13 protein-coding genes are annotated in these 20,258 nt (G+C 72.6%); 10 read left to right on the forward strand and 3 right to left on the reverse strand.

Annotation, left to right across the window (positions count from 1 at the left end; genetic code table 11):
• Positions 1 to 4: 4 nt before the first annotated feature.
• The gene (locus B5557_RS04610; protein WP_079657904.1) at positions 5 to 505 is read right to left on the reverse strand and encodes a metallophosphoesterase family protein; all 501 of its coding nucleotides are present in this window, start codon (positions 503 to 505) and stop codon (positions 5 to 7) included.
• A 174-nt stretch (positions 506 to 679) separates the two neighbouring features.
• Between B5557_RS04610 and B5557_RS04615 the strand changes: the two genes are divergently transcribed.
• The gene (locus B5557_RS04615; protein WP_079657905.1) at positions 680 to 2,614 is read left to right on the forward strand and encodes a glycosyltransferase family 2 protein; all 1,935 of its coding nucleotides are present in this window, start codon (positions 680 to 682) and stop codon (positions 2,612 to 2,614) included.
• 15 nt (positions 2,615 to 2,629) lie between these two features.
• On the opposite strand, the gene B5557_RS04620 is transcribed toward B5557_RS04615, so the two are convergent.
• The gene (locus B5557_RS04620) at positions 2,630 to 5,119 is read right to left on the reverse strand and encodes a SpoIIE family protein phosphatase (protein ID WP_079657906.1); all 2,490 of its coding nucleotides are present in this window, start codon (positions 5,117 to 5,119) and stop codon (positions 2,630 to 2,632) included.
• 345 nt (positions 5,120 to 5,464) lie between these two features.
• On the opposite strand from B5557_RS04620, the gene B5557_RS04625 reads away from it, so the two are divergent.
• On the forward strand, positions 5,465 to 7,609 hold the full coding sequence (locus B5557_RS04625) for a SpoIIE family protein phosphatase (RefSeq protein WP_443031334.1): 2,145 nt from the start codon (positions 5,465 to 5,467) through the stop codon (positions 7,607 to 7,609).
• A 131-nt stretch (positions 7,610 to 7,740) separates the two neighbouring features.
• On the opposite strand, the gene B5557_RS04630 is transcribed toward B5557_RS04625, so the two are convergent.
• Complete coding sequence (locus tag B5557_RS04630) at positions 7,741 to 9,219, reverse strand: S1 family peptidase (protein ID WP_231976251.1); 1,479 nt, start codon at positions 9,217 to 9,219, stop codon at positions 7,741 to 7,743.
• 196 nt (positions 9,220 to 9,415) lie between these two features.
• Between B5557_RS04630 and B5557_RS04635 the strand changes: the two genes are divergently transcribed.
• From B5557_RS04635 to B5557_RS04670, 8 genes are all read left to right on the forward strand, one after another.
• Complete coding sequence (locus B5557_RS04635; RefSeq protein WP_079657909.1) at positions 9,416 to 9,829, forward strand: PaaI family thioesterase; 414 nt, start codon at positions 9,416 to 9,418, stop codon at positions 9,827 to 9,829.
• A gap of 474 nt (positions 9,830 to 10,303) precedes the next feature.
• Positions 10,304 to 10,519, forward strand: a complete 216-nt coding sequence (locus B5557_RS04640) for a hypothetical protein (RefSeq protein ID WP_079657910.1) — start codon at positions 10,304 to 10,306, stop codon at positions 10,517 to 10,519.
• 87 nt (positions 10,520 to 10,606) lie between these two features.
• Positions 10,607 to 11,413: an HlyD family efflux transporter periplasmic adaptor subunit gene (locus tag B5557_RS04645; protein WP_079657911.1), complete on the forward strand. Its 807-nt coding sequence runs from the start codon at positions 10,607 to 10,609 to the stop codon at positions 11,411 to 11,413.
• Positions 11,414 to 11,481: 68 nt separating this feature from the next.
• Positions 11,482 to 13,632 (forward strand): NHLP family bacteriocin export ABC transporter peptidase/permease/ATPase subunit, encoded by a 2,151-nt coding sequence (locus B5557_RS04650; protein WP_443031383.1) that lies wholly within the window; start codon positions 11,482 to 11,484, stop codon positions 13,630 to 13,632.
• A 1-nt stretch (position 13,633) separates the two neighbouring features.
• Positions 13,634 to 16,450: an NHLP bacteriocin export ABC transporter permease/ATPase subunit gene (locus tag B5557_RS04655; protein WP_079657913.1), complete on the forward strand. Its 2,817-nt coding sequence runs from the start codon at positions 13,634 to 13,636 to the stop codon at positions 16,448 to 16,450.
• A 187-nt stretch (positions 16,451 to 16,637) separates the two neighbouring features.
• The gene (locus B5557_RS04660; protein ID WP_079657914.1) at positions 16,638 to 18,140 is read left to right on the forward strand and encodes an MFS transporter; all 1,503 of its coding nucleotides are present in this window, start codon (positions 16,638 to 16,640) and stop codon (positions 18,138 to 18,140) included.
• Positions 18,141 to 18,285: 145 nt separating this feature from the next.
• Positions 18,286 to 19,287: a Ppx/GppA phosphatase family protein gene (locus tag B5557_RS04665; RefSeq protein ID WP_079657915.1), complete on the forward strand. Its 1,002-nt coding sequence runs from the start codon at positions 18,286 to 18,288 to the stop codon at positions 19,285 to 19,287.
• Between the two features lie 155 nt (positions 19,288 to 19,442).
• Complete coding sequence (locus B5557_RS04670) at positions 19,443 to 20,255, forward strand: class I SAM-dependent methyltransferase (RefSeq protein WP_079657916.1); 813 nt, start codon at positions 19,443 to 19,445, stop codon at positions 20,253 to 20,255.
• Positions 20,256 to 20,258 lie beyond the last annotated feature (3 nt).

Genomic DNA, 20,258 nt, shown 5'->3' on the forward strand with positions numbered 1-20,258 from the left:
GCGTTCAGCGCGGCGGCAGCCGGTGCAGGACGACGTCCGTGAGCCGGCCGTCGGCCGCGACGGCCGTCAGGTAGGTGCAGTGCGGCTGACGACGGCGGTCGGTCGGGGAGCCCGGGTTGAGCAGGCGCGGTCCGCCGGGGGCGGTGGTGTCCCAGGGGATATGGCTGTGGCCGAAGACCAGGACGTCCAGGCCGGGGAAGCGGGCGGCGCAGCGGGCCTCACGGCCCTGGGCGGGGCCCGTCTCGTGGACGACGCCGAACCGGAGTCCGCCCAGTTCGGCGTAGGCCACCTCGGGCAGCCGGGCGCGCAGGTCGGGCCCATCGTTGTTGCCGTACACGCCGACGAGTCGCCGGCTGCGGCTCTCCAGCAGGTCCAGGGTGGCCGTGTCGACCCAGTCCCCGGCGTGGATCACCACGTCCGCGTGCGGGAGTTCGTCGAGCAGCGTGGCGGGGAGCGCCTTGGCGCGCTTGGGGAGGTGGGTGTCGGACATCAGGAGGAGTCGCACGCCGTCAGCCTACAAAGGCGATCAGAGGCAGGACACAAAGGCGACCGGAGTGGCAAAATCGACAACTCGGGTGAAGTCGGATGAGTGGGGCGTCGGCGACGGAGTTAGCATCGGGCCACACGCACCCGCCGTCCCGCGCACGGCAAGCGATCCAGCAAGGGGGCCAGGAGCCCGATGCCGGTCAAGGTCAGCGTCATCGTCCCCGTCCACAACCCCGGTCCCGCCATCGAGACATGCATCGCCTCGCTGCTGCGACAGTCGCTCCCGCCGGACGCCTACGAGGTGATCTTCGTCGACGACGGCTCCACCGACGCCACCCCGGCCCGCCTCGACGCACTGGCCGCCGAGGACGCCCGCGTCCGGGTCATCCACCAGGAGAACTCCGGTTGGGCGGGCAAGCCGCGCAACGTCGGCATCGACGCCTCCCGGGGCGAGTACGTCATGTTCGTCGACGACGACGACCACCTCGGCGACGAGGCCCTGGAGCGGATGTACGCCTACGGCGTCGCCCACGACGCGGACATCGTCGTGGGCAAGATGGCCGGCCAGGGGCGCGCGGTGCCGGTGGAGCTGTTCCGCACGAACCGTCCGCACGCCTGTGTCGAGGACACGCCGCTCATCGACAGCCTCACCCCGCACAAGATGATCCGTCGGGCGTTCCTGGACCGTACCGGCCTGCGCTTCCCCGAGGGCCGGCGGCGGCTGGAGGACCATGTCTTCGTCACCGAGGCCTATCTGCGCGCCGGCAACGTCTCGGTGCTGAGCGACTACGTCTGCTACTACCACGTGCGGCGGGACGACGCCTCGAACCTGAGCCTGCGGCGGTTCGACCCGCAGGGGTACTTCAAGAACCTGCGGGAGGCCCTCGACGTCGTCGAGCGCTACACCGAACCGGGTGCGCTGCGCGACGGACTGTTCCGGCGCTGGCTGCGGGTGGAGATGGTCGAGCGGCTGCGCGGACGACGCTTCCTGGACCTGCCCGAGGGCTACCGCAAGGAACTGTTCGAGGAGATCCACGGGGTCGTCGTCGAGCGGTTCGGACCCGGGGTGGCGGCGCCGCTGCAGCCCACCCAGCGGGTCGTCGCCGCCCTGGCCGCCGAAGGCCGCTACGACGACGTCGTCGCGTTCGCCGAGTGGGAGGCGGGCGTCGGGCTCGCCGTCGACCCGGAGAGCGTCGCCTGGCACGACGGCGTGCTGCGGATCGACTTCGCCGCCGAACTCACGCACGACGGCGGACCGATGACGTTCCCGTCCGCCGGTGGTTCTCCGCGGTGGCCGCCGCGGGACGTCGCCGAGGCGGTGTGGTGGTTGGGCACGGACACCCTGGGCCGCTTCGACCGGGCCGTGCCCGACCTGCTGCTGCGGGAGCGGACCAGTTCCGCGCAGTACTTCCAGCCGGTGGAGGTGGTCCGGGAGACGGTCCCGGCCGCCGGGGACGGCAGTCTGGTGCGGCTCGTGCTGCGGGCGACGGCCACCGTGGATCCCGCGACCGCGGTGAGCGGCGGTCCGCCCGGCGAGGGCCTGTGGGACGCCTGGGTGCGGGTGGGCCTGGGCGGCTGGACCAAGGAGCTGCGGCTGGGCCCGGCGCCCCGCCACGGCCGTCCCACGCCGCCCGCCGGGGTCGTCGCCGGCCGGGTGGTGCTGCCGTACTGGACCGACCGGCACGCGAGCCTCGCGCTGGACGTCGGCCACGCGAGCGCGCGGCTGGGCCTCGGCCGGGTCGCCGCCGAGGACGTCAGCCTCGCCGGGGACCGCCTGCGCGTGGTGCTGCCGCTCCACGTGCCCGAGGCCGTCGATGTGCTGCTGCGGCTGACGGGGGTGAAGCGCGGCGGCTCCCGGGAGGTCTTCGGGACGCTCTCGCCGGGCGGGCGGCTGGAGGTCGCCCTGCCGGGCGGCGACCCGGTGGGCCGGACCTGGCTGACGACGGTGTGCCTCACCCCGCAGCAGGAGGGGGCGCGCTTCCATCCCCTGCCCTTCGCCCTGCACGTCGCCTCGGACGGTCTCCTCGTGGTGCCGTCGCCCCAGCCCGGCGGAGCGAGGCGCCTGGCCCGCAGAGTGCGACGCGCGCTGTACCGGGCGCTCGGAAGGATCACGACGCGCGGGAGATGACGGCAGGCGGCCGGGTCAGTGCTCCAGCAGCAGTTCGCTCCACACCTGCTTGCCGCCGCTGACCGGCACCGTCCCCCAGGCCTCGGACACGGCTTCCACGAGGAGGATGCCGCGCCCGCCGGTGGCCTCCCAGCCGAGGTCGGTCGGCTTGACGGGGGTGCGGGGCGAGGCGTCGGTCACGGCGACCCGCAGCCGCTGGTTGATCAGGGTGATGTCGAGGCGGACCTGGCCGGCGGTGTGCACCAGGGCGTTGGTGACGAGCTCGGAGACGACGAGCAGGGCGGTGTCCATCAGGTCGTCGGTGACGCCCCAGGCGCGCAGTGTGCGCCGGGTGAAGCGGCGGGCGTGCCGGGACGCCTCCGGCACGCGCCACACCGTCCAGCCGTCGCGCAGTGGTTTGACGGCCATGCCGTCGTAGCGGACGAGGAGCAGGGCGATGTCGTCGCCGCGGTGGGCGTTGCCGAGCAGGGCGTCGGCGACGAGGCCGAGGTGGGTGGGGTCGGCGAGGGACAGTTCGTGGGCGAGCCGGTCGAGGCCGGTGTCGATGTCCAGGTCGGCGGACTCCACGAGCCCGTCCGTGGTCAGCGCGAGCACGGTGCCGGGCAGCAGCCGCAGCGGCGTCATCGGGAACTCGGCCTGCGCCACGACGCCGAGCGGCGGGCCGCCGTCCGTCTCGACGATGTCGGTGGAGCCGTCCGGGTGACGCAGGACGGGCGGCGGGTGCCCGGCACGTACGCACCAGGCGGTGCCCTCCTCCATGCCGACGTCGACATAGCAGCAGGTCACGAAGAGGTCGGTCTCCAGTTCCATCAGGAGCCGGTTGGCGTGGGCGACGACCACGTCCGGCGGGTGCCCCTCGGCCGCGTAGGCGCGCAGGGCCGTGCGCATCTGGCCCATGAGGGTGGCGGCGCCCGCGCTGTGGCCCTGGACGTCGCCGATGACGAGGGCCACATGGTGGTCGGGCAGCGGGATCACGTCGTACCAGTCGCCGCCGAGCTCCAGCCCCGCGGTGGCGGGAAGGTAGCGGGCGACGGCGGTCGCGCCCGGGAGCAGGGGCAGGCGGCGCGGGAGCAGTTGGCGCTGGAGCATGCCGACGAGTTCGTGTTCGGCGTCGAAGGCGCGGGCCCGCGTCAGGGCTTCGCCGGCGAGGCCGGCGGAGGCGGTGAGCAGGGCCCGCTCGTCGGGGCCGAAGTCGTGCGGTTCGTCCCAGCCGATCAGACAGACGCCGGCCGTGCGGCCCCCGGCGGCCAGTGGCAGCACGGCGAGGCCGCCGGGGCCCACCTCGGCGAGGGCCGGTTCCAGGGGGGTGCCTGCGGGCCAGATCCGGGCGCGGCCCTCGCGCAGGGCGGCGGCGAGGGTGGGCATGGTCCGTACCGGCGCGTCGGGCCACTCCGAGCGCCACTCCAGCTGCCACAGCTCGGGCCAGTACTCCGGTTCGGGCGGGTCGAGGACGGTGACCACGAGCCGCTCGTTCTCCAGTTCGGCGAGCGCGATCCGGTCGGCCCGCAGCGGCCCCCGCAGGGCGGCGACGACGGCCTGGCCGACGTCGCGGACGGTGCCGGCGGTGGCGAGCGCCGCGGCCAGCCGCTGGACGCGGGCGACCTCGGTGACCTCGTCGCGCAGGGTGGAGACGTCGGCGACGGTGCCGAGGAGCCGCGCCGGGCGACCGTCGCCGCCGGGCAGCAGACGGCCGCGCAGTCTGAGCCAGCGCGGCGGCCCGGCGGGCTGGAGCACCCGGAACTCCAGCTCGCGGTCGCCGACCGACAGGTGGTCGGCCTCGACGACGGACATCAGCGAGGGCAGGTCCTCGGGGACGGTGAGCCCGAGGAGGGTCTCCACCCGGCCGTCGAACTCCTCCCTGGGCAGGCCGAACAGCTCCAGGATGCCGTCACCGACGTCGACGCGGCCGGTGTCCATGGCCAGGCTGAAGGCGCCCGCAGGCGACGCCTCCCCCTCGGCGGGGGCGGCCGGAGCGGGAAGGGCCGCAGCGGGAAGGGCCGCAGCGGGAAGGGCGACGGCCTCGGCGACCAGCTCCAGACAGCTGCGGTCGTCGGCGTCGAAGCCGCCAGGGCGCTCGCTGACGGCGAGCAGACAGCCGGCCCCGGCCGGGCTCCCGGGCCCCTCGCCCACGGGCAGCGCGGCCAGATGGACATCCCGGGCCGGCGTCCGTGGTGACTCCGCGCGGTCGGTCTGCTCTCCGGGGCCCCGCCACACCGGCCGCCCGGTGCGGTGGGCGTCGGCGACCGGCGAGCGCCCGGCGAGAGGATAGCTCTCGCGCAGCCCGTACAGCGTCCGCGGGACTCCGGCGGACTCGGCCAGACACAGCAGCTCGCCGTCCTCGCCGGGCGTGTAGACGGCGGCCAGGGCCGCACCCGCGAAGACGAGCGCCTGTTCGAGCGTGCGCCTCACCCGGTCGGGTGAGGCGGGATCGGCCGTGATCGTTTTCAGGGCTATTTCGGCACGCACGGGTCCTGTCCTGCGCTCTGCGGACCCCTCTCTGACCACGTCCGCAATTACAGCGCCTACGAGCCCCTGGCGCAGCCCCTGGGTCCGATCCGTGAAGGTGACAGGGGGCGGACGGGGCGTTCCGGGGCCGTGGAGGCCGAGGCCCGAAAGGGGTCGAACATGTCCGGCTGAGGTCGCGCACTGCCGGCGATCGACTGTGCACGGGAATTCAGCTCGCCGTGCGCGGCGCGCCGCCAGGGGGGAGATTTGGAGCCTGGGACCCGTGCGGCGCCGGGCCAAGGGCGCGTCCTGCGGATCGGCTCCGGCCTGAGCCGCGGCGTCCGATGCCGGGTCGCCCCGCGGCCCCCGGGCGACCCGGGAGACACGCCTTGGGAGGTGGTCGCCGTGCCCGAGCAGACGTCCGGTCAGGCTCCGGCGGCCGCGGCGGCGCCGGTCGGCCGGCCGCTGCTCTCCCTGGCGCTGACGTCGATGATGGACGCCGTCGGGGCGCACTCCGGCGCCGTGTACCTGCGCCCGGGGGACGAACCGATGCTGGAGATGGCGGTGATGGCCGGGCTGCCCCGGGCGTTCGCGGCGCCCTGGGAGCGGGTGGGGCTGAACGCGCCGATCCCGGTCGCCGAGGCGGTGCGCGAGCGGCGACTGGTGTGGGTGGGCGGGGAGGAGGACATGGCCCGCAACTACCCGCGGATCGCCGTCGTCCTGCCGTATCCCTTCGCGCTGGCCGCGCTGCCGGTGGCAACGGCGTCCCGGGTGTACGGCGCGGTCTTCGTCACCTGGCCCGGCTCGCACCCGCCGGAGCTGTCCGGCCGGGAGCGCCAGGAGCTGACGACGGCCTGCGAGCGGCTCGCGCTGCGGCTGGAGCGCGCCGCGGCGCAGCACCGCTCGGTGCGCGCCGAGTCGGATCTGCTGGACTCGGGCCCGCTGGGCGGCGTCTCCGACACGCTCGGCTCGCTGGAGGCGGCCCGGATGGTGGCCCGGCTGCCGTACGGGATGTGCTCGCTGGACCTGAGCGGGCGGGTGGGCTTCGCCAACGCCGCCGCGTCCGAGATGCTCGGCGTCCCGGTCAGCGGGCTGCTGGGCACGCAACTGTGGGCGGCCGTGCCGTGGCTGAACGATCCCGTGTACGAGGAGCGCTACCGGGCCGCGCTGATCAGCCAGGACGCCACCTCGTTCGTGGCGCTGCGCCCGCCGTCCGAGTGGCTGTCGTTCCGGCTGTACCCGAGCACCACCGGACTCAGCGTGCGGATCAGCCGGGCCCGGTCGGTGAGGGAGACGCGCTCGTCCGAACCCCGGTCCGAGGACGCGCCGACCCGGCTCGTGTCGATGTCGCAGGCGCTGAGTCTGGCCGGGGCGCTCACCGAGACGGTGAGCGTGCAGGACGTGGTGCAGCTGGTCGCGGACGAGATCGCGCCGGCGGTGGGCAGCCAGGCGCTGGCGCTGCTCGGCGCGCGGGCGGGCCGGCTGCACGTGCTCGGGCACCACGGGTATCCCGACCCGCACGCCGTGGAGCAGTTCGACGGGATGCCGCTGACCGACCCGACCCCGGGCGCGCGCGCCGTCGCGCACGGCGTGCCGGCGTTCTTCGACTCCCGGCAGCAGCTGGAGCAGCTCTACCCGGCTCGGCAGCGCACTCCGGACGGCTTCGCCGCCTGGGCCTTTCTGCCGCTGATCGCCTCCGGCCGCCCGGTGGGCGCCTGTGTGCTGGCCTACGCGGAGCCCCATCCGTTCTCCACGCACGAGCGCGCGGTGCTGACCAGCCTCGCCGGGCTGATCGCGCAGGCCCTGGACCGGGCGCTGCTGTACGACGTGAAACACCGGTTGGCGCACGGGCTGCAGGCGGCGCTGCTGCCGCCGTCGCTGCCGTCGCTGCCCGGTATCGAGGCGACCGCCCGCTATCTGCCCGCGACGCGGGGCATGGAGATCGGCGGCGACTTCTACGACCTGGTGCCCTCGCAGCCGCTGCCGGCGGCCGTGATCGGGGATGTGCAGGGGCACAACGTGACCGCGGCCGGGCTGATGGGGCAGATCCGTACCGCCGTGCGCGCGTACACGACGGTCGGGCAGGAGCCCGCTGAGGTCATGCGCAGCACCAACCGGCTGCTGATCGACCTCGGTTCCGAGCTGTTCGCCAGCTGCCTGTACCTGCGGCTGGACCCGGCCCGTGGGCGGGCGGTGATGGCCCGGGCCGGGCATCCCCCGCCGCTGCTGCGCCGGGCGGACGGCCGGGTGCGCGTCCTGGATCTCGCGGGCGGTCCGCTGCTGGGGATCGACGCCTCGGCGACGTATCCGACGACCGAGGTCGAGCTCGCCCCCGGCTGTGTCCTCGCCCTCTACACCGACGGGCTCGTCGAGACGCCGGGGGTGGACATCGAGGAAGCGGTGATTGACCTGGGGCGGCGGCTCGGCGGGGCCGGGGACCGTCCGCTGGAGGAGCTGGCCGACGAGCTGGTGGGGCACTACGCGAGGGCGGAGGAGCGGATCGACGACGTGGCGCTGCTGTTGCTGCGGGCGCGGGGGGACGACGGCTGACGGGGCGCCGCCGAGCTCGCGGGCCTCGCGGGAGCGAGCGGGAGCGGGAGCGGGAGCGAGCGGGAGCGGGAGCGGTCCGACCCCCGCCGGAGGGTCGGACCGTTTCATGGGGTGATGCGGTGTCAGTGCGACTAGTTCAGCCCCGAGCCGTTCTGCAGGCTCCCGTTGCCGGTCTGGTCCTGCCCACCGTTGGCGTTCTGGTGCTGACCGTTGCCGGTCGCGTCCTGACCGCCGTTGGCCGCCTGGCCTCCGTCAGCGGCCTGACCGCCGTCGGCCGCCTGCCCGCCGTTGGCGTTCTGGTCCTGGCCGTTGGCGTTCTGGTCCTGGCCGCCGTTGGCGTTCTGGTCCTGGCCGCCGTTGGCCGCCGCGCCGCCGCCCTGAATGGCTTCGCCCGTGTTGTCGTCGATGCCGTCACCGTTCTCGTCCACAGCACCGGCACCGGCACCGGCACCCGCGTTGCCGCCACCGGCCCCGGCGCCCGCACCGGCGCCGTCGCCGAGGGTCGCGCCGACCGCCGTCAGGGCGGTGGTCACCGGCTGGAAGAAGGTCTCGCCGCCGACGGTGCAGTCGCCGCTGCCGCCCGAGGTCAGGCCGATCGCCTGGCCGTCCTGGGTGAAGAGCGAGCCGCCGCTGTCGCCGGGCTCGGCGCAGACGTCCGTCTGGATGAGGCCGGTGACTGTGCCCTCGGGGTAGTTCACCGTGGCGTCGAGGCCGAGGACCTGACCGTCCTTGAGTCCGGTGGTGCTGCCCATCCGGAAGACCTGCGTGCCCACCGTCGCGTCGGCGGCCTGGCTGATCGCGACGGTCTGCTGGCCGGTGTTGACCTCGCTGGGCGCCTGCGTGTTCGGGTCGTCGTACTTCACAAGCGCGAAGTCGCCGTCGCCGGGGAAGGTGGCCTGGTCGACGGTGGCGATCGGCTGGCCGTTCTCGGAGTCGGACCACTGCTTCTCCGCGACCCCGCAGTGACCGGCCGTCAGGAAGGCCGGGGAGCCGTCGCCCGCGGTCACGTTGAAGCCGAGGGAGCAGCGAGCTCCGCCGCCGAATATCGCGTCGCCGCCGGAGACCAGGGGCTTGAGGGTGCCGGCCGACTTCTTGATGGTGGCCATGCTCGAGCCGAGGGTCTTCACGGTCGACTCGATCTTGTCCCACTTGTTGCCGGTGACCGTGGAGTCGGCGGTGACGAGGATCTTGTTCGTCTTGGGGTCGACGGCCCAGGAGGTGCCCGGGATGGTCGCCTTGGTCTTCAACGTCTGTGCGGCCGCCTTGAGTTCGGCCGTGCTGTTCTCCACCTCGCGGACCTTGGCGCCCGCATTCTTCGCCTGCACGATGACGTTGTTCTTGTCGCCGGAGACGTTCGTGACGTTGACGACCAGCTGCTTGCCGTCGGAGTCGTAGTAGGAACCGGCGAAGGCGTCACCGAGCAGCTTCTCGAGCTGGGAGGCGAGGTCCGAGGCGTCGCCCGCCCTCAGGGTCTTCACCGAGGCGGCGTTGTTCGAGCCGCCGTCCTGGGAGGCGTTGGCCTGGGGAAGGAGGATGGCCGCCGCTCCGAGCGCCGCCACACCGCCAGCCGCGACGATGGCCTTGCGCTTCGTAACTCGCTTGTGACTCAAAAAACTCGACCTCCTGGGGGGCGGGGTCTGGCTGCCGGGTTCGGCAGCTCCGTACATCCGTACAGCGGCGCCTGGTTGGCCATCAGTACGCAGGGGTCGCGTGGTGCGTTCAATCGCGATTGCCAACTTTCTTTGCTGAACCCTGAATCGGCCATGACCCGCGTCCGACGCCGTGGCCCGGGGAACAATCGCCCATATGACGATGACGACCGCCGAAGCCGACAAGATCCTTTCCGACAACTTCGCGCCCTGGGTGCTGGCTCTGGGGCTGTCCGTGGAGGCCCTGGGCGAGGACCGGGCGATTCTGCGTCTTCCCTGGTCACAGAAGCTGGCACGGGAGGGCGGGGCGCTCTCGGGACAGGCGTTGATGGCGGCCGCGGACACCGCCACCGTGATCGCCGTGTCGGCCGCCCGCGGGGCCTACGGACCGATGACGACGGTTCAGCAGTCGACGTCGTTCCAGCGGGCGGTGGCCGATTCGGATGTCCTGATCCAAGCGGTGCTGACGAAGCTCGGCCGCCGGACGGCGTTCGCCGACATCACCATGACGGCCGAGCGGACGGGCGAACTGGCCGCCCGGGCCGGCACGGTCTACGCCCTGCTGGGCTGACTCACTCGGAACACTTCCGGAGCACACCGTTCGTAGCCGGTCGGCGACGATCCGTTCCGATCGGAGAGCGGAATCCCTGCTTCAGAGAATCTGCACATCGACTGCCCAAGCGGGTCACCGGGAGCAGGGGTTCTGCACAACTCGCCGACCCCGGCCACGCCATTGAGGCGGGAGTGTCGGATTCGCCGCGAGGGGGCGCGGCGCTCATCCGAGCGAAACCCGCCTGTCGTGTGAAGAAGTCGCCGACAAGCCGTGGGCGCACCTGCACGCTTTAACGTTCCTGTGACGCAAGTTCCCAGGTGGGACGGGGGATTGATTGGCTGCGCCGGCCGTAAACCTGCTTTGATCCATCGCACCGCAGGGGCCGCACGGCTTCCAGAAACGGGTGCCCGGCGCCGGCGGTCGCGGCCGTCATCTGTCCCCAGAGGGGGCCGCTCCCCCTTATGAGATATCCATGTGAAGGGAAGTTCCACCATGAACTCCACCCCCCAGGTTGAGACCGTCGAGATCTCCGACGCCGAGCTGGACAACGTCTCCGGCGGTCTGTCCCTGAACGCCCTCGGCACCGTCACGGGCCTGGTGGACGGCGTCGCCCCGGTCTCCGGCCTGGTCGACACGGTCGTCGGCACCGTCGAGGGTGTCACCGGCCTGAACACGGCCCCGGTCACCAACCTGGTCGCCGGTCTCTGATCGCGTCCTTGTGACCCCCTGTGAGTCCCGGAGCCGTCACCCGGCTCCGGGACTCATCGGTGCCCTGAAACTCCCGAGGTAAGCCCCGTGCAGTTCCGCCAACAGGCCCTCGCCAAGCTCCAGTCGCCGGAGGAGCTCGACCTGCCGGTGCGTTTCGCGCGCCCCCAGGGCTGGCTGGTGCTGTCCGTGACCGTGGTCGTCATGGCGGCCGCGTCCGTGTGGGCGGTGACCGGCTCGGTCGCCTCCACGGTGAGCGCACCCGCCGTCCTCACCCACGGCGAGGGCAGCTACATCCTGCAGAGCCCCGCCGCGGGCCAGGTCACCGCCGTCCTCGTGAAGGAGGGCCAGCGGCTGCCCGCGAACTCCCCCGTGCTGAAGGTGCGCACGGCCCAGGGCGACGCCGTGGTGCGCACGGTCGCCGCGGGCCGGATCACCGCGCTCGCCGCCACCATCGGGCAGATCATCTCCACCGGCGCGAACGTCGCCGCGGTGGAGAAGGTCGCGGGCGCCGACGACCCGCTGTACGCCACGGTGTACGTCCCGGCAGAGAACGCGGCCTCCATACCGCAGGACGCGGCCGTCGACCTGACCGTGCAGACCGTGCCCTCTCAGCAGTACGGCGTGCTGCGCGGCCATGTGAAGTCGGTGGACCGCGCGGCCCAGTCGGCCCAGCAGATCGCCGCGTTCCTCGGCGACAGCCAACTGGGCGGGCAGTTCACCAAGGAGGGCCGCCCGGTGGCGGTGCTGGTGAAGCTGGACAGGGCGGCGGGCACGAAGAGCGGCTACAGGTGGTCGTCCGCGGACGGACCGCCGTACGCGCTCACCTCCATGACCATGGCCACCGGTTCGATCCGGCTGGCCGACCAGCGTCCCGTCGATTGGCTGCTCCCGTGACCGCCACCGAGCAGACCCGCGGCCGGCGGCGGGCCGCGCCGCCCCGGCGCACGGTCCCCAAGAGCAGCATGAAGACCGTCCGCACGCCCACCGTGCTCCAGATGGAGGCCGTGGAGTGCGGGGCCGCCTCGCTCGCCATGGTCCTCGGCCACTACGGCCGGCACATCCCGCTGGAGGAGCTGCGCATCGCGTGCGGCGTCTCCCGCGACGGCTCGCGCGCCAGCAACCTGCTGAAAGCGGCCCGCAGTTACGGCCTGACGGCCAAGGGCATGCAGATGGACCTCGCGGCCCTCGCCGGGGTGCGCACGCCCGCCATCCTCTTCTGGGAGTTCAACCACTACGTCGTCTACGAGGGGCTCGGCCGGCGCTTCGGCCGCCGGGGCGTGTTCATCAACGACCCCGGCAAGGGGCGGCGGTTCGTGCCGATGGAGGACTTCGACGGCAGCTTCACCGGTGTCGTGCTGGTGCTGGAGCCGGGCGAGGACTTCGAGCGGGGCGGCCGCAAGCCTGGTGTGCTGGGCGCGATGCCGGCCCGGCTGCGCGGCACCGCGGGCACCCTGCCGGCGGCCATGCTGGCGAGCCTGCTGCTGGTTGTGGTGGGCGCGGCGGTACCCGCCCTCAGCCGGACCTACATCGACATGTTCCTGATCGGCCGGCAGACCTCCCTGCTGACCGTGCTGTTCGCCTCGATGGGCACCTGCGTGGCCCTCACGGTCGCCCTCACCTGGCTCCAGCAGGCCAACCTCCACCACGGCCGGATCATCTCGTCCACGCTCTCCAGCGCCCGCTTCCTGCGCCATCTGCTGCGGCTGCCGGTGACCTTCTTCTCGCAGCGCAGCCCCGCCGACCTGGTCCAGCGCCTGCAGTCGAACGACGCGGTCGCCGAGACCCTGGCCCGCGACCTCGCGTCGGCGGGCGTGGACGCGGTCGTCGTCGTCCTCTACGCGATCCTCCTCTACACCTACGATCCGCAGCTGACATACGTCGGCATCGGGGTGGCCCTGCTCAACATCGTCGCCATGCGGATCGTCATCCAGATGCGCGCGACCCGGACGGCGAAGCTGCGCGCGGACAACGCGCGGCTGACCAACACGGCGTACACCGGGCTGCAGTTGATCGAGACGATGAAGGCGACCGGCGGTGAGGACGGCTACTTCCGCAAGTGGGCGGGGCAGCACGCCACGACATTGGAGGAGCAGCAGCGGCTGGGCGTGCCGAGCGCCTGGCTGGGCGTGGTCGCGCCGACGCTCGCCTCGCTCAACAGCGCGCTGATCCTGTGGATCGGCGGCATGCGGGCCATCGAGGGCCATATCTCCGTGGGCCTGCTGGTCGCGTTCCAGGCACTGGTCACCCGCTTCACCGCACCCCTGAGCCGTCTCAACGGCGTCGCGGGCCGGATCCAGGACTTCGCGGCGGACGTGGCCCGGCTCAAGGACGTGGAAAACTTCCGCGCCGACCCGCTCTACGACCGCCGTTCCGGCGCCGACTCCACGCGCCGGCTGCACGGTCATGTCGAGCTGGAGAACATCACCTTCGGCTACAGCCCGCTGGACAAGCCGCTGCTGACCGGTTTCGACCTGACCGTCGGCCCCGGGCAGCAGGTGGCGCTGGTCGGCGGCTCCGGCAGCGGCAAGTCCACGGTGTCCAGGCTGATCTCCGGCCTGTACGCGCCCTGGGAGGGAGTGATCCGCATCGACGGGCAGCGGCTGGAGGACATCGCGCGCGGGGCGCTCGCGTCCTCCGTCTCCTTCGTCGACCAGGAGGTGTTCCTGTTCGAGGGCTCGGTCCGCGACAACGTGGCCCTTTGGGACCCGTCGATCCCGGACGAGGCCGTCGTCGACGCCCTGCGCGACGCGGCGCTCTACGACGTCGTCATGCGGCGACCCGGCGGCATCCACAGCAGGGTCGAGCAGGACGGCCGCAACTTCTCCGGCGGGCAGCGCCAACGCCTGGAGATCGCGAGGGCGTTGGTGCGCCGGCCCAGCATCCTCGTGCTGGACGAGGTGACCAGCGCGCTGGACGCGGAGACCGAGCAGGTGGTGATGGACAACCTGCGCAAGCGCGGCTGCGCGTGCGTGGTGATCGCCCACCGGCTCAGCACGGTGCGCGACAGCGACGAGATCGTCGTGCTCCAGCACGGCACGGTCGTGGAGCGTGGGCGGCACGAGGAACTGGTGGCGCGCGGCGGTTCGTACGCGGCCCTGGTCAGGGAGCGTTGAGATGAGGGCCGTACCCGAGGGCGACGTCGTTCTCGCCGCGCTGGGGCAGCTGGGCTCGCGGATCGACTGCGCGGGCTTCAGCCGCCTCGACCTGGAAGGCCCGCAGGTGCTGTGGCTGGTCGCGTCGGGCGCCCTGGACCTGTTCGCGGTGGACGCCGAACAGCAGGGCCACTGGCACCACCTGGGCCGCCTGGAGGCGGGGTCCCTGCTGCTGGGCCCGGTCGCCGGACCCCAGCACACCCTCGTCGCCCGTCCGTTGCGCGACTGCGTGGTGCACCGCATCGGCCTGCACGAGCTGTACCAGCCCGCGAGCACCCAGACCTGGTCCTACGACGAGTACGGCAACCCTCAGTACGTGCCGCCGACTTCGAGCCCCCTGGAGTACGCGCTCGCCCTCGGCGTCGGCCGCGGGCTGTCGATCCTCTTCCAGGCGCCGATGGCCGGCGAGCGGGCGGCGGAGCTCACCGACGAGGACGTGTTCTGGATGCAGGTGCCGCCGGGCAGCGTCCAGTACGGCCGGTTGTACGGCGCGGAGGCGGCCGCCGACCTGCTGATGGACCCGGCGGTGTGGCAGTCCATGGTCGACCAGCAGTACCGGCTGCTGACCACCCTGGACCGCTGGATCGAGCAGCTGGAACACACCCACGAGACCCGTACGGCCGCCGGGATCAAGGCGGGTGAGGCGGTCCGCGCACAGGCCGACCGGACGCTGCTGGCGTCGATCGGCAAGAAGTCGGGGCGGCGCACGACGTCCGCCGACGCCGACGCGACGTTCGCCGCCTGCAGGCTGGTCGCCCGGGCCGCCGGGATCACCCTCGCCGAGCCCGCCGAGATGGGCGCCGACAGCGACCGCCTGGACCCGGTCGAGCGGATTGCGCTCGCCTCCCGGGTGCGCGCCCGGGCCGTCCGCCTCGACGGCCGCTGGTGGCGGGACGACGTGGGCCCGCTGGTCGGCCACCGGGCCCTGTCCGGCGCGCCGGTCGCCCTGCTGTGGCGGCGCGGCGGCTATGTCGCCGTGCATCCCGCGACCGGGCGGGAGACCCCGGTCGAGAAGGCCAACGCGGAGGAGTTCGAGCCGCGGGCGGTGATGTTCTACCGCCCGCTGCCCGACCGCACGTCGGGCCCGTTCGGCCTGCTGCGGTTCAGCATGCGGGGCACCGCAGGGGACCTGAGGAACCTGCTGCTCAGCGGGCTGGTGACGGTGGCGATCGGGGCGCTGGTGCCGATCGCCACCGGCAAGGTGCTCGGCGAGTTCGTGCCGAGGGCCCAGCAGGGGCTGATCGTGCAGGTGTGTCTGGCCGTGATGGTCAGCAGTGTGGTCGCGGCGGCGTTCATGCTGCTGCAGAACCTGACCATCCTGCGTCTGGAGGGCCGGATCGAGGCGACGCTCCAGCCGGCCGTGTGGGACCGGCTGCTCAGGCTGCCGACGAAGTTCTTCGCGGAGCGCTCCACGGGCGAGCTGGCCAGCGCCGCCATGGGCATCAGCGCGATCCGCCGGCTGCTGGCGGGCCTCGGGCCGTCGGTCGCGCAGTCCGTCACCATCGGCGCGATGAACCTGGGGCTGCTGCTCTGGTACAGCGTGCCGATGGCGTTGGCCGCGATCGGCATGCTCGTCGTCATCGCGTCCGTGTTCCTGGCGCTGGGCCTGTGGCAGGTGCGCTGGCAGCGGCGGCTCGTGGTGCTCTCCAACAAGCTCAACAACCAGGCGTTCCAGACCCTGCGCGGGCTGCCGAAGCTGCGGGTGGCGGCCGCCGAGAACTACGCGTACGCGGCCTGGGCGGCGCAGTTCGCGCGCAGCAGGGAGCTCCAGCAGCGCCTCGGCCGGATCAAGAACCTCAACACGGTGCTGGGCTCGGTGTACCTGCCGCTGTGCTCGCTGCTGATGTTCATGCTGCTGGCCGGTCCGGCCCGCGGTGCGCTGTCGGCGGCGGACTTCCTCACCTTCAACACGTCGATGACGATGCTGCTCACCTCGGTCACCTCGCTGACCGGCGCGTTCGTGTCGGCGGTGGCCGCGCTGCCGCTGTTCGAGGAGATCCGGCCGGTACTGGAGGCCACGCCCGAGGTCCGCACGGGGAACACCCGCCCGGGCCCTCTGACAGGCGCCCTCGAGGCCCGGCGCCTCTCCTTCCGCTACTCCGACGACGGTCCCCTCGTCCTCGACGACGTCTCCTTCGAGGTGCGGCCGGGCGAGTTCGTGGCGATCGTCGGCCCGAGCGGCTGCGGCAAGTCGACGCTGCTGCGGCTCCTCATCGGCTTCGACAAGCCGGTCTCGGGCAGTGTGCTGTACGACGGCCAGGACCTGGCCGCGCTCGACCAGTCGGCCGTGCGCCGGCAGTGCGGGGTGGTGCTCCAGCACGCCCAGCCGTTCACCGGCTCCCTGCTGGACGTCATCTGCGGCACCGAGGCCTACACGCCGGAGGAGGCGATGGCGGCCGCCGAGCTGGCGGGGCTCGCGGAGGACATCAAGCGCATGCCGATGGGGCTGCACACGATCGTCTCGGGCAGCGGGTCGGTCTCGGGCGGCCAGCGCCAACGCCTGATGATCGCCCAGGCGTTGATCCGCCGGCCGCGCATCCTGTTCTTCGACGAGGCGACCAGCGCCCTCGACAACGAGACGCAGCGCACGGTCATCGAGAGCACCCGCAAGCTGAACGCCACCCGGGTCGTCATCGCGCACCGTCTGTCGACGGTGATGGACGCCGACCGGGTCGTCGTCATGGAGAACGGCAAGGTGGCCCAGCAGGGCCCGCCCGCCCAACTCCTCGCGGACACGGGCGGACGCCTCCACGAGCTGGTACGACGGCAGTTGGCCTGAGGCCTCGGTCGGGGGCGTCGTCGGAGTGGGGGTCGGCGTCGGTGGCGGCGTCGGCCCTGGCGTCCAGGTCGAAGCGGAGTCCCGCTAGCGAAACTTTGCCGTTTCGCTGAAACTCGTCTAGCCTCTAGGTGTACGAAACCGTTTCGTTTACGTGTTCTTTGCCCTCACGTCCCTGGAGTGGTTCCCCATGTCCTCGAAGACCTTGACGGACGGCACCCGCACGGGCGCCGAACAGTCGCCGGCCGCACCATCCGCCAAGAAGTGGTGGATCCTCGCGGTCGTCGCACTGGCGCAGCTGATGGTGGTGCTGGACGCCACCATCGTGAACATCGCCCTGCCCTCCGCGCAGGCGGACCTCGGCTTCTCCGACGGCAACCGGCAGTGGATCGTCACCGCGTACGCGCTGACGTTCGCCTCACTGCTGCTGCTCGGCGGCCGGATAGCCGACCTCTTCGGCCGTAAGACGGCCTTCCTGGTCGGCGTCGTCGGATTCGCCGCCGTCTCCGCACTCGGCGGCGCCGCGACCAACTTCGAGATGCTCGTCACGGCCCGCGCGCTGCAGGGCGCGTTCGGAGCGCTCCTCGCACCGGCCGCGCTCTCCCTGCTGAACACCACGTTCACCGACGCCAAGGAGCGCGCCAGGGCGTTCAGCGTCTACGGCGCCATCGCCGGCGCCGGCGGTGCGGTGGGCCTGCTGCTCGGCGGCCTCCTGACCGACGCACTCGACTGGCGCTGGACGCTGTACGTCAACGTGGCCATCGCCGTCGTCGCCTTCGCCGGCGGCTGGATGCTGCTGTCCAACCACCGCGACGCCGAGAACTCCAAGCTGGACGTGCCCGGCACCGTCCTTGTCGCCGCCGGCCTGTTCTCCCTGGTGTACGGCTTCTCCAACGCCGAGACGCACGACTGGGGCTCGGCGCAGACCTGGGGCTTCCTGATCGCGGGCGGCGTGCTGCTGGCGGCCTTCACCTGGTGGCAGACGCGTGCCGCGCACCCGCTGCTGCCGCTGCGCATCCTGCTCGACCGCAACCGCGCGGCCTCCTTCTTCGCCGTGCTGATCTCCGGCGCGGGCATGTTCGGCGTCTTCCTCTTCCTCACCTACTACCTGCAGCTCAACCTCGGCTTCAGCCCGACGAAGACGGGTGTGGCGTTCCTGCCGATGGTCGGGGCGCTCATGGTCGCGGCACAGGTCGGCACGACGGCCCTGGTCCCGCGGCTCGGCCCGAAGGCGGTCATCCCGCTGGGCTTCGCGATCGCCGCGGGCGGCATGGCCTGGCTGACCGGGATCGACGTCGACTCCCACTACCTGAGCGCGGTGCTGCCGCAACTGGTGATCACCGGTATCGGCCTCGGCCTGGTCATGCCGCCCGCCATGCAGCTGGCCACCGGCGGGGTCGCCGCCGAGGACGCGGGTGTGGCCTCCGCCACCGTCAACGCCATGCAGCAGGTGGGCGGTTCGATCGGCACGGCCCTGCTGAACACCCTCGCCGCGAGCGCCGCGACCGACTACCTCGCCGGAAAGGACCCGACGAACAAGCTGGTCCAGGCACACGCGACCATCGAGAGCTACACCACCGCCTTCTGGTGGTCGGCCGGCTTCTTCGCGGCGGGCGCAGTCATCGCGTTCCTGCTCTTCCGCCGCGGGGTGCCGGAGCAGGACGCGGACGCGGCGCCGGTGATCCACATGTGACGGGCCCTCGGTTCAGAGCCGCACCGGGGAGAGGGGCCGCCGTCCACGAGGGACGGCGGCCCCTCTGTGCCGCGCGGGGAAGTTGAGACCGGCGACCGAAACAGGGTGCGCCGCCGGAGGTTTACGCCTGGGTACTCGACGGTCCATGAGAATAAGCGTGCTGGATGTGGGGTCGAACGCCGTGCGACTGGTGGTGGCGGACGCGGCGGGCGGGGTGCCGCTGCCGGTGCACACGGCGAAGTGGCGGCTGAGACTGTCCGAGCAGGTCAGGCCCGGTGACCCTATCCCCGACGAGGCCGTGGAACGGCTCGTCAGAGCCGTCGCCGCGGCGGCCAGGACCGCGGACCGGTGGGGCGCAGCGGGCCCGCTGGCCTTCGCGACCGCCGTGGTACGCGCCGCCCCCAACCGCAGCGAGGTGCTGCGCGTGGTACGGGCCCGGACCGGCGTCGCGCTGAGCACTTTGCCGGGCGAGGTGGAGGCCGAGCTGACGTTCCTCGGCGCCCGCCGCTGGATGGGCTGGCGGTCGGGACCGCTCGCCCTGCTGGACATCGGGGGCGGTTCCTTCGAAGTGGCCTTCGGCCGGGGCCGGCTGCCGGACTTCGTCGCCTCGCTGCCGCTCGGCGCGGGCCGCCTCACCCACGACTTCTTCGCGGACCACGACCCGCCGCCCCCGGAGCTCGTCCGCGCGGTCCGGCGCAGGGTCCGCCACCAGCTCAGGGACGTGGCCGTCCGGATCCGCTGGGAGGGTCCGCGCACGGCGGTGGCCACCTCCCGCACGTTCCAGCAGCTGGGCCGGCTGTGCGGGGCGCCGCCCGGACGGCACGGCCCCTTCATGGACCGCACCCTGCGCCGCCGCGACCTGGCCGAGGCCGTCGACACGCTGGCTGCGCTCTCCACCGCCGAACGCGCCCGGTTGCCCGGCATCTCCGCGCCGCGCGCCGCACAGAGTCTGGCCGGTGCCGTGGTCGGGCACACGGCGATGAAGCTCACCGGGCTGACCGCGGTCACCGTCTGCCCGTGGGCGATCCGGGAGGGCGTCATGCTGCGCCACCTGGAGGACGGCCCGTCCTGGTGGGCGGACCTCACCCGGCTCCCCGACGAGGACGCGCCCCCGGATCCGCTCCCCCTGCGCCTGGCAAAACACTGAGCACCTGACTCGTTGAGCCGACATGACCGATGGTGCGACGGCTATGGATGACCGGCCGGCCGCGCGGGAACCGGGCCAACTCAGCGGCCCCCGAGGAATCGGTCATCTAGGCTGGCGCGGTGACTGGTGAGCAGGAGCGGGTGCAGCCGTCGGGAGTGTGGGCCACGGCGGTGGGAGTGGCCAGGGTGCGGGCGCTGGAGACCGAGCGGGAGAACGCGTTGTTCCGCGACCCACTGGCACAGGCCTTCGCCGCCGCCGGCGGCCTGTGGCCCTCCTCGCCGCCGCCGGGAGACGAGGCCGCGCGACGTCGCCGGCTGGGCGTGGCGTTCTCCATCGTCATCAGGACGAAGTTCCTCGACGACCTGTTGCAGCAGGCCTCCGCGTCCGGGGTCCGGCAGGTCGTGCTGCTCGGCGCCGGCATGGACAGCCGGGCCTTCCGGATGGACTGGCCCGAGGGCACCCGGCTGTTCGAGGTCGACACCGCCGCGCCACTGGACTTCAAGGCTGCGGTGCTGCGCCGGGAGCGGGCCGTCGCACGCTGCGAGCGGATCACCGTCGCGGTGGATCTGCGTGAGGACTGGCCGGGCGCGCTGGCCGCCGCAGGGCACGACCCGGCGATGCCGACCGTGTGGATCGCCGAGGGACTGCTGATCTATCTGCCCGAGGACGCGGTGGAGTTGCTGCTGGCCCGGATCAGCGCGCAGTCGGCGGCAGGCAGTCGGATGGGGCTGACGTTGGGCTCGCGCGGGGTGATCGAGCGCTTCGGCGCGGACGCCGTGCCGGGATCGGCGGCGTCCCTGTGGGTCTCGGAGATGCCCGACGACCCGGTGGGCTGGCTGGCCGGGCACGGCTGGGAGGCCGCCGGCCACACCCTGCGCGAACGCGCTGCCGCCTACGGCCGCCCGATCAACACCCCGCCGCAGGGCGAGGAACGGCCCGGCGGACTGATCTCGGCGGTCCGCCACTAGGGC

It is taken from the genome of Streptomyces sp. 3214.6, assembly GCF_900129855.1.
In the GTDB taxonomy this organism is placed as follows: Bacteria; Actinomycetota; Actinomycetes; order Streptomycetales; family Streptomycetaceae; genus Streptomyces; species Streptomyces soliscabiei.